Origin of the sequence: Roseovarius salis (assembly GCF_044472985.1) — a bacterium.
In the GTDB taxonomy this organism is placed as follows: domain Bacteria; phylum Pseudomonadota; class Alphaproteobacteria; order Rhodobacterales; family Rhodobacteraceae; genus Roseovarius; species Roseovarius salis.
Genome location: NZ_JBISDG010000016.1, coordinates 79,660 through 87,537, shown reverse-complemented (window position 1 = coordinate 87,537; position 7,878 = coordinate 79,660). Strand labels below are relative to the sequence as shown.

At 64.2% G+C, this 7,878-nt stretch carries 17 protein-coding genes; all 17 read left to right on the top strand.

Annotated features, from left to right (window positions below; all coding sequences use genetic code 11):
- Window positions 1-97: EF-Tu C-terminal domain-related protein (locus ACH13J_RS08745; RefSeq protein WP_397542950.1), on the top strand; the 97-nt coding region annotated here is incomplete at its 5' end.
- Window positions 98-256: 159 nt separating this feature from the next.
- Window positions 257-565 carry a 30S ribosomal protein S10 gene (rpsJ, locus tag ACH13J_RS08740; RefSeq protein ID WP_397542947.1) on the top strand — a complete coding sequence of 103 codons (309 nt, stop codon included), beginning with the start codon at window positions 257-259 and terminating at the stop codon, window positions 563-565.
- Between the two features lie 14 nt (window positions 566-579).
- A complete protein-coding gene (rplC, locus tag ACH13J_RS08735) occupies window positions 580-1,443 on the top strand; it encodes a 50S ribosomal protein L3 (RefSeq protein ID WP_397542946.1) in 864 nt (287 codons plus the stop codon).
- On the top strand, window positions 1,440-2,057 hold the full coding sequence (rplD, locus tag ACH13J_RS08730; protein WP_397542945.1) for a 50S ribosomal protein L4: 618 nt from the start codon (window positions 1,440-1,442) through the stop codon (window positions 2,055-2,057). Before rplC ends, rplD begins: the two co-directional genes overlap by 4 nt.
- Window positions 2,054-2,350: a 50S ribosomal protein L23 gene (locus tag ACH13J_RS08725; RefSeq protein WP_397542944.1), complete on the top strand. Its 297-nt coding sequence runs from the start codon at window positions 2,054-2,056 to the stop codon at window positions 2,348-2,350. The genes rplD and ACH13J_RS08725 overlap by 4 nt, the downstream gene beginning before the upstream one ends.
- Before the next feature lie 151 nt (window positions 2,351-2,501).
- Window positions 2,502-3,347 (top strand): 50S ribosomal protein L2, encoded by an 846-nt coding sequence (rplB, locus tag ACH13J_RS08720; protein WP_397542943.1) that lies wholly within the window; start codon window positions 2,502-2,504, stop codon window positions 3,345-3,347.
- Window positions 3,348-3,350: 3 nt separating this feature from the next.
- Window positions 3,351-3,632 (top strand): 30S ribosomal protein S19, encoded by a 282-nt coding sequence (rpsS, locus tag ACH13J_RS08715; RefSeq protein WP_397542942.1) that lies wholly within the window; start codon window positions 3,351-3,353, stop codon window positions 3,630-3,632.
- A 3-nt stretch (window positions 3,633-3,635) separates the two neighbouring features.
- Window positions 3,636-4,016 carry a 50S ribosomal protein L22 gene (gene rplV / locus ACH13J_RS08710; protein ID WP_397542941.1) on the top strand — a complete coding sequence of 127 codons (381 nt, stop codon included), beginning with the start codon at window positions 3,636-3,638 and terminating at the stop codon, window positions 4,014-4,016.
- A complete protein-coding gene (gene rpsC / locus ACH13J_RS08705) occupies window positions 4,016-4,723 on the top strand; it encodes a 30S ribosomal protein S3 (protein ID WP_397542940.1) in 708 nt (235 codons plus the stop codon). Before rplV ends, rpsC begins: the two co-directional genes overlap by 1 nt.
- 13 nt (window positions 4,724-4,736) lie before the next feature.
- Entirely contained in the window at window positions 4,737-5,150 is a 414-nt protein-coding gene (rplP, locus tag ACH13J_RS08700; protein ID WP_397542939.1) for a 50S ribosomal protein L16, read from the top strand.
- Window positions 5,151-5,393: 243 nt separating this feature from the next.
- Window positions 5,394-5,597, top strand: a complete 204-nt coding sequence (gene rpmC / locus ACH13J_RS08695; RefSeq protein ID WP_397542938.1) for a 50S ribosomal protein L29 — start codon at window positions 5,394-5,396, stop codon at window positions 5,595-5,597.
- 13 nt (window positions 5,598-5,610) lie between these two features.
- Window positions 5,611-5,841, top strand: a complete 231-nt coding sequence (gene rpsQ / locus ACH13J_RS08690) for a 30S ribosomal protein S17 (protein ID WP_397542937.1) — start codon at window positions 5,611-5,613, stop codon at window positions 5,839-5,841.
- A gap of 65 nt (window positions 5,842-5,906) precedes the next feature.
- Window positions 5,907-6,275 (top strand): 50S ribosomal protein L14, encoded by a 369-nt coding sequence (gene rplN, locus ACH13J_RS08685; protein WP_057819253.1) that lies wholly within the window; start codon window positions 5,907-5,909, stop codon window positions 6,273-6,275.
- A gap of 2 nt (window positions 6,276-6,277) precedes the next feature.
- A complete protein-coding gene (rplX, locus tag ACH13J_RS08680) occupies window positions 6,278-6,589 on the top strand; it encodes a 50S ribosomal protein L24 (RefSeq protein WP_397542936.1) in 312 nt (103 codons plus the stop codon).
- Window positions 6,582-7,145 (top strand): 50S ribosomal protein L5, encoded by a 564-nt coding sequence (gene rplE, locus ACH13J_RS08675; RefSeq protein WP_397542935.1) that lies wholly within the window; start codon window positions 6,582-6,584, stop codon window positions 7,143-7,145. Before rplX ends, rplE begins: the two co-directional genes overlap by 8 nt.
- 16 nt (window positions 7,146-7,161) lie before the next feature.
- Window positions 7,162-7,467, top strand: coding sequence for a 30S ribosomal protein S14 (rpsN, locus tag ACH13J_RS08670; protein ID WP_397542934.1), 306 nt, complete (start codon window positions 7,162-7,164; stop codon window positions 7,465-7,467).
- 13 nt (window positions 7,468-7,480) lie between these two features.
- Window positions 7,481-7,873, top strand: a complete 393-nt coding sequence (rpsH, locus tag ACH13J_RS08665; protein WP_397542933.1) for a 30S ribosomal protein S8 — start codon at window positions 7,481-7,483, stop codon at window positions 7,871-7,873.
- Window positions 7,874-7,878: the final 5 nt, after the last annotated feature.

Below are 7,878 nucleotides of genomic sequence, written 5' to 3'. Positions count from 1 at the left end.
GATCGCGCCCATCGCCATGGAAGAGGGCCTGCGCTTCGCCATCCGCGAAGGCGGCCGCACCGTCGGCTCCGGCGTCGTCTCCAAGATCATCGAGTAAAAGGGCGACGCGATACCCGGGCGCGCCCCGGGGCCGAAACGAAGCCATGGGCGCTGCCCGGCGAAACGCCGGGCCAGCCCCTGAAAAAGGGTTCGACGAGGGGGGCCGGGCGGTCCGGCCGCCCTCCTATCAACTCCAACGCCGCGAAAGGCTAGACAAATGCAAAGCCAGAACATCCGCATCCGGTTGAAGGCGTTCGACTACCGCGTGCTGGACGCCAGCACGCAGGAGATCGTCAACACCGCCAAACGGACAGGTGCAGACGTGCGCGGGCCGATCCCGCTGCCGAACAAGATCGAGAAGTTCACCGTCCTTCGGGGGCCGCATGTGAACAAGAAATCGCGCGAGCAGTTCGAGATCCGCACGCACAAGCGTCTGCTCGACATCGTCGATCCCACCCCGCAGACCGTGGACGCGCTCATGAAGCTCGACCTCGCGGCGGGCGTGGACGTGCAGATTTCCGTTTGAGGGAGGGTAACGAGATGTTGCGCTCTGGTGTAATCGCGAAAAAGGTCGGCATGACCCGGCTTTTCATGGAAGACGGCAAGCAGGTGCCCGTCACCGTCCTGCAACTGGACAAACTTCAGGTGGTCGCTCAGCGCACGCCCGAAAACCACGGCTATTCGGCGGTTCAGCTGGGGGCCGGCACGGCCAAGGCCAAGCGGGTTAACCGCGCGCTCCGCGGACATTTCGCGGCGGCCAAGGTCGAGCCCAAGCGCAAGATCGCGGAATTCCGCGTGGCGCCGGAAAACATGATCGACGTGGGCGAGGAGATCACCGCCGACCACTATTTCGAGGGCCAGTTCGTGGACGTCTGCGGCACCTCGATCGGCAAGGGCTTTGCCGGGGGCATGAAGCGGCACAACTTCCGCGGCCTGGAAATGACCCACGGCGTGTCGATCAGCCATCGGTCGCACGGCTCCACCGGCCAGTGCCAGGACCCGGGACGCGTGTTCAAGGGCAAGAAGATGGCAGGCCACATGGGCGCGGCCCGCGTCACCACGCAGAACCTCCAGGTGGTCAAGACGGACGCCGACCGCGGCCTGATCATGGTCAAGGGCGCGGTGCCCGGGGCCAAGGGCGGCTGGGTCACGATCAAGGACGCGGTCAAGAAACCGTTCCCCGAGAACGCCATCCTGCCGGCAGCGCTGAAGTCGGAGGCGGAAGCCGCCGCCAAGGCCGCCGAGGAGGCCGCCAAGCAGGCCGAGGAGGAGGCCCGCGCTGCAGAGGAGGCCCGCTTGGCCGAGGAAGCGGCCCAGCAGGAAGAGGCGCTGAAGGAAGCCGAGGCCGATATCCAGTCCGACGAGGGCGCGGGTGACGGCGAGAAGAAGGACAGCCAGGAATGAAACTCGACGTGATCAAACTGGACGGCGCCAAGGCCGGATCGGTCGACCTGGGCGACGAGGTCTTCGGGCTGGAGCCGCGCACCGACCTGCTGCACCGCGTCGTCCGCTGGCAGCGCAACAAGGCGCAGCAGGGGACGCACAAGGTCAAGACCCGCTCGGAGACGAGCTATTCCAGCAAGAAGATCTATCGCCAGAAGGGCACCGGCGGCGCGCGCCACGGCGACCGCAACGCGCCGATCTTTCGCAAGGGCGGGATCTACAAGGGCCCGACCCCGCGCAGCCACGCCCACGACTTGCCCAAGAAAGTGCGCAAGCTCGGGCTCAAGCACGCGTTGAGCGCCAAGGCGCAGGCGGGCGAGCTGGTGGTGATCGATTCCGCTGAGACCAGCGGCAAGACCAAGGAGCTGGCCAAGCAGGTCAAGGATCTTGGCTGGAAGCGCGCGCTGGTCATCGACGGGACCGAGGTCAACGCCGATTTCGCCCGGGCCGCCCGCAACATCGACGGACTCGACGTGCTCCCGAGCGTGGGCGCAAACGTCTATGACATCCTCAAGCGTGATACGCTGGTGATCACGAAGGCGGGTGTCGAAGCACTGGAGGCTCGACTGAAATGAGCGCGAAACCGGAACATTACGACGTGATCCGCCAGCCGGTCATCACCGAGAAATCCACCATGGCGTCGGAGGGTGGTGCCGTGGTGTTCGAGGTCTCGATCGAGAGTTCGAAGCCCCAGATCAAGGAGGCCGTCGAGGCGCTGTTCGGGGTCAAGGTGAAAGCCGTCAACACGACGATCACCAAGGGCAAGACCAAGCGTTTCCGCGGCATCAGGGGCACGCGTAAGGACGTCAAGAAGGCCTACGTCACCCTCGAGGAGGGCAACACCATTGACGTGACCACGGGGCTTTAATAAAGGGCCTTATCCGCGGCCCCGGTGTGTGATCCGGGGCCGGCGATTTTCAACCGGGGACCTTCGGGGCCCTACATCCGCGGTGGGGCGCATTCCCACCCTCACAAAGCGGGGCCGCGCGCCCCGCGCCAGAAAACGGAAGACAGAAAGCATGGCACTCAAGTCGTACAATCCGACGACGCCTGGCCAGCGCGGGCTGGTGCTGATCGACCGTTCGGAGCTTTGGAAAGGGCGTCCGGTCAAATCCCTCACCGAGGGCCTGACCAGGAAGGGCGGTCGCAACAATACCGGACGGATCACGATGCGCCGCCGCGGGGGCGGGGCCAAACGGCTCTACCGGATCGTGGATTTCAAACGCAACAAGATCGACGTCGAGGCGACGGTCGAACGGATCGAGTACGATCCGAACCGGACCGCGTTCATCGCCTTGATCAATTACGCCGACGGCGAACGGGCCTATATTCTCGCACCGCAGCGCATGGCGGTCGGTGACAAGGTCGTGGCCAGCAACCGCGCAGACATCAAGCCCGGCAACTGCATGCCCTTCTCGGGGATGCCGATCGGGACGATCGTGCACAATATCGAGCTCAAGCCCGGCAAGGGTGGCCAGATCGCGCGCGCCGCGGGCACCTATGCCCAGTTCGTGGGGCGCGACGGCGGCTATGCACAGATCCGGCTCAGTTCCGGCGAGTTGCGCATGGTGCGGCAAGAGTGCAAGGCGACCGTTGGGGCGGTGTCCAACCCGGACAACACCAACATCAATATCGGCAAGGCCGGGCGGTCGCGCCACAAGGGGATCCGCCCCTCTGTGCGCGGCGTGGTGATGAACCCCATCGACCACCCGCATGGCGGCGGCGAAGGCCGTACCAGCGGCGGCCGGCATCCTGTTACGCCGTGGGGGCAGCCGACCAAGGGCAAACGCACCCGCAACACCAACAAGGCGTCGCAGAAGCTCATTCTGCGCTCGCGTCACGCCAGAAAGAAGAAGGGCCGCTAGCACATGGCACGCTCTGTATGGAAAGGCCCCTTTGTCGATGCCTACGTCCTGAAGAAGGCGGAGGCAGCGCGCGAGTCGGGGCGCAAGGAAGTCATCAAGATCTGGTCGCGGCGCTCGACGATCCTGCCACAGTTCGTCGGGCTGACCTTCGGTGTCTACAACGGCCACAAGCATGTGCCCGTTCTGGTCAGCGAGGACATGATCGGCCAGAAGTTCGGGGAATATTCGCCGACCCGCACCTATTACGGTCATGCGGCTGACAAGAAAGCCAAGAGGAAGAGATAAGCCATGGGCAAGGATAAGAATCCCCGCCGCGTGGCGGACAACGAAGCGATGGCGAAGCTGCGCATGCTGCGCACCAGCCCGCAGAAGCTGAACCTCGTCGCCGCCATGATCCGCGGCAAGAAGGTCGACAAGGCGCTCAACGATCTGACCTTCTCCAGGAAGCGGATCGCGGAGGACGTGAAGAAGTGCCTTCAGTCCGCCATCGCCAACGCCGAGAACAACCACGGGCTGGACGTCGACGAGTTGGTCGTGGCCGAGGCGTGGGTCGGCAAGAACCTGGTGATGAAGCGCGGCCGTCCGCGGGCGCGGGGACGGTTCGGCGCTCTGCGCAAGCCGTTCTCGGAAATCACCATCAAGGTGCGCGAAATCGAGGAGCAAGCCTAATGGGTCAGAAAGTCAATCCGATCGGCATGCGCCTGCAGGTCAACCGCACCTGGGACAGCCGGTGGTACGCCGACACCAAGGATTACGGCGATCTTCTGCTGGAAGACGTCAAGATCCGCGAATTCATCCAGAACGAGTGCAAGCAGGCTGGCGTGAGCCGCGTCATCATCGAGCGCCCGCACAAGAAGTGCCGGGTTACGGTCCATACCGCGCGCCCGGGCGTCATCATCGGCAAGAAAGGCGCCGATATCGAGGCGCTGCGCAAGAAGCTGGCGAACATGACCGACAGCGAGCTGCACCTGAACATTGTCGAGGTCCGCAAGCCCGAGCTTGACGCGGCCCTCGTGGCCGAGTCGATCGCGCAGCAGCTTGAGCGCCGCGTCAGCTTCCGCCGGGCGATGAAGCGGTCGGTTCAGAACGCGATGCGCATGGGCGCACTCGGTATCCGGGTGAACGTTTCGGGCCGCCTCGGCGGCGCCGAGATCGCCCGGACCGAATGGTACCGCGAGGGGCGCGTGCCGCTGCACACGCTGCGCGCCGACATCGACTATGCCAACGCCGAGGCCGAGACGCCCTATGGCATCATCGGCGTCAAGGTCTGGATCTTCAAGGGCGAGATCATGGAGCACGATCCCGGTGCCCGTGACCGCAAGGCCCAGGAACTCCAGGATGGTCCCGCGCCGCGTGGCGCCGGCGGCCGCCGCTGAGGAGGATTGAGCGATGCTGCAACCCAAGCGCACGAAATTCCGCAAGAAGCAAAAGGGCCGCATCAAGGGCGAGGCGAAGGGCGGGTCTGACCTGAACTTCGGGACCTGGGGCTTGAAGGCCGCGCAGCCCGAGCGCATCACCGCGCGCCAGATCGAGGCCGCCCGCCGTGCCATGACGCGTCACATGAAACGTCAGGGCCGCGTGTGGCTCCGCATCTTTCCGGACACGCCGGTGACGTCCAAGCCCACCGAGGTCCGTATGGGCAAGGGCAAGGGGTCGGTCGATTTCTGGGCTGCCAAGGTCAAGCCGGGGCGGATCATGTTCGAGATCGACGGCGTCAGCGACGGGATCGCGAAGGAGGCGCTGCGCCTTGCCGCGATGAAACTGCCGATCAAGACCCGGCTCGTCGCCCGAGAGGACTGGTAGGGGGCCGTCACGCCCCTTTCCATCGGTTCCTGCCGGGGCACCGGCGGGGGCAGCCAACAGGTGTCGCAAAGGAAAATCGGGGCTGACCCCTTGCCCCGTGCGCGCCGCTGGCCTATAGAAGCCCAATTCGCGTGACCCGGCGCTTTCCGGTTTGAACGCGTGTTGCATTTCATCCATCAGGTCACGGGTGACCCTGAACCAACCGTCAGGGGCCCGCTGGTGTTGCGAGAGAAAGGAGAGGCGATGAACGCCGCCGAGTTGAGAGACAAGACACCAGACCAGCTGCGCGAGCAACTGGTCTCGCTCAAGAAAGAGCAGTTCAACCTGCGCTTTCAGGCCGCGACCGGCCAGCTGGAAAACCCCGCGCGCATGAAGCTGGTGCGCCGCGACGTGGCGCGGGTAAAGACCGTGCTGAACGAAAAAGCCGCGCAAGCGGCCGCAGACTGAGGAGCCTTGAGTTATGCCCAAACGTATTCTTCAAGGCAAGGTGACGAGCGACGCCAACGACCAGACCGTGACCGTGTCCGTCGAGCGCCGCTTCAAGCATCCGGTCCTGCAGAAAACCGTGCGCAAGTCCAAGAAGTACCGCGCGCACGACCAGAACAACACCTACAAGGTGGGCGACAGCGTGCGCATCATCGAATGCGCGCCAAAGTCCAAGACGAAACGCTGGGAGGTGCTGGAGGCCTGACGCCCTAGCATACCCGGTTTTATCGAAACCCTGGGGTCGTCACCCCAAAGGTCGGGAGAAACCAAATGATCCAGATGCAGACGAATCTGGATGTGGCTGACAATTCCGGTGCCCGGAAGGTTCAGTGCATCAAGGTCCTGGGCGGGTCCAAGCGCAAATACGCCTCCGTGGGCGACGTGATCGTCGTCTCGGTCAAGGAGGCCATCCCGCGCGGCCGCGTCAAGAAGGGCGACGTTCGCAAGGCCGTCGTCGTGCGCACCGCCAAGGAAATTCGCCGCGAGGACGGCACCGCCATCCGCTTCGACCGCAACGCCGCCGTGATTCTCAACAATGCCGGGGATCCCATCGGCACCCGTATCTTCGGGCCGGTCGTGCGCGAGTTGCGCGCAAAGAATTACATGAAGATCATCTCGCTCGCCCCGGAGGTGCTCTGACAATGGCTGCGAAACTGAAGACAGGTGACAAGGTCATCGTGCTGGCCGGCAAGGACAAGGGCAAGGAAGGCACGATTTCATCCGTCGATCCCAAGGCCGGCAAGGCCGTTGTCGACGGGGTGAACATGGCCATCCGCCACACCCGCCAGAGCCAGCAGAGCCAGGGCGGCCGCCTGCCCAAGGCGATGCCGATCGACCTGTCCAACCTGGCGATCGTCGACAAGAACGGCAAACCCACCCGTGTCGGCTTCCGCATGGAGGACGGCAAGAAGGTGCGTTACGCCAAGACCACGGGGGATGCGATCGATGCTTGATTCCGCTGCTTACATCCCGCGCCTGCGTCAGCAGTACCGCGACACGATCCGCCCGGCTCTGAAGGAAGAGTTCGGCTACACCAACGACATGCAGATCCCGCGGCTCGACAAGATCGTGCTGAACATCGGCTGCGGTGCCGAGGCGGTGAAGGATTCCAAGAAGGCCAAGCAGGCTCAGGAAGACCTGTCGCTGATCGCCGGCCAGCATGCCGTCATCACCAAGGCCAAGAAGTCGATCGCCGGTTTTCGCGTGCGCGAGGGGATGCCGCTGGGCGCCAAGGTGACGCTGCGCCACGCCCGTATGTACGAGTTCCTTGATCGCCTGATCACGATCGCCATGCCGCGCATCCGCGACTTCCGCGGCGTGTCGGGCAAGTCGTTCGACGGGCGCGGGAACTATGCCCTCGGCGTCAAGGAACACATCGTCTTCCCCGAGATCGAGTACGACAAGGTCGACGAGGTCTGGGGCATCGACATCATCATCACAACCACGGCGCAGACAGACGCTGAAGCCAAGGCCCTGTTGAAGCACTTCAACATGCCGTTCAACAGCTGAGCCGGAGGAGACTGACATGGCCAAGAAAGCAATGGTCGAACGCGAGAAGAAGCGCCAGCGCCTGGTGAAGAAATACGCCGCCAAGCGGGCCGCTCTCAAGGAAATCATCAACGACGAATCCAAGCCGATGGAGGAGCGTTTCCGCGCCTCCCTCAAGCTTGCGGAACTGCCGCGCAACAGCTCGGCCACCCGCCTGCACAATCGCTGCCAGCTCACGGGCCGGCCGCACGCCTATTACCGGAAGCTCAAGGTCAGCCGGATCGCCCTGCGCGATCTGGGCTCGAACGGCCTGATGCCCGGCGTGGTCAAGTCGAGCTGGTAAGGAGGGACATGACATGAACGATCCTATCGGCGATATGCTGGCCCGTATCCGCAACGCGGGGCTGCGCGGCAAGTCCACCGTCTCGGTTCCGGCCTCGAAGATGCGCGCGCGCGTGCTCGGCGTCCTGGTCGACGAGGGCTATATCCGCGGCTTCGAGGACAGCACGGATTCGCGCGGTCACCCCGCGATCGAGATCAGCCTGAAATATTTCGAGGGCGCCCCCGCCATCCGCGAGATGAAGCGGGTCTCCAAGCCCGGCCGCCGGGTTTACATGGGCGTCAAGGACATCCCGCAGGTCCGGCAGGGCCTCGGCGTGTCGATTGTCTCCACCCCCAAGGGTGTGATGTCGGACGCAAACGCACGCGCGGCCAATGTGGGCGGCGAAGTGCTTTGCACCGTATTCTGAGGAGG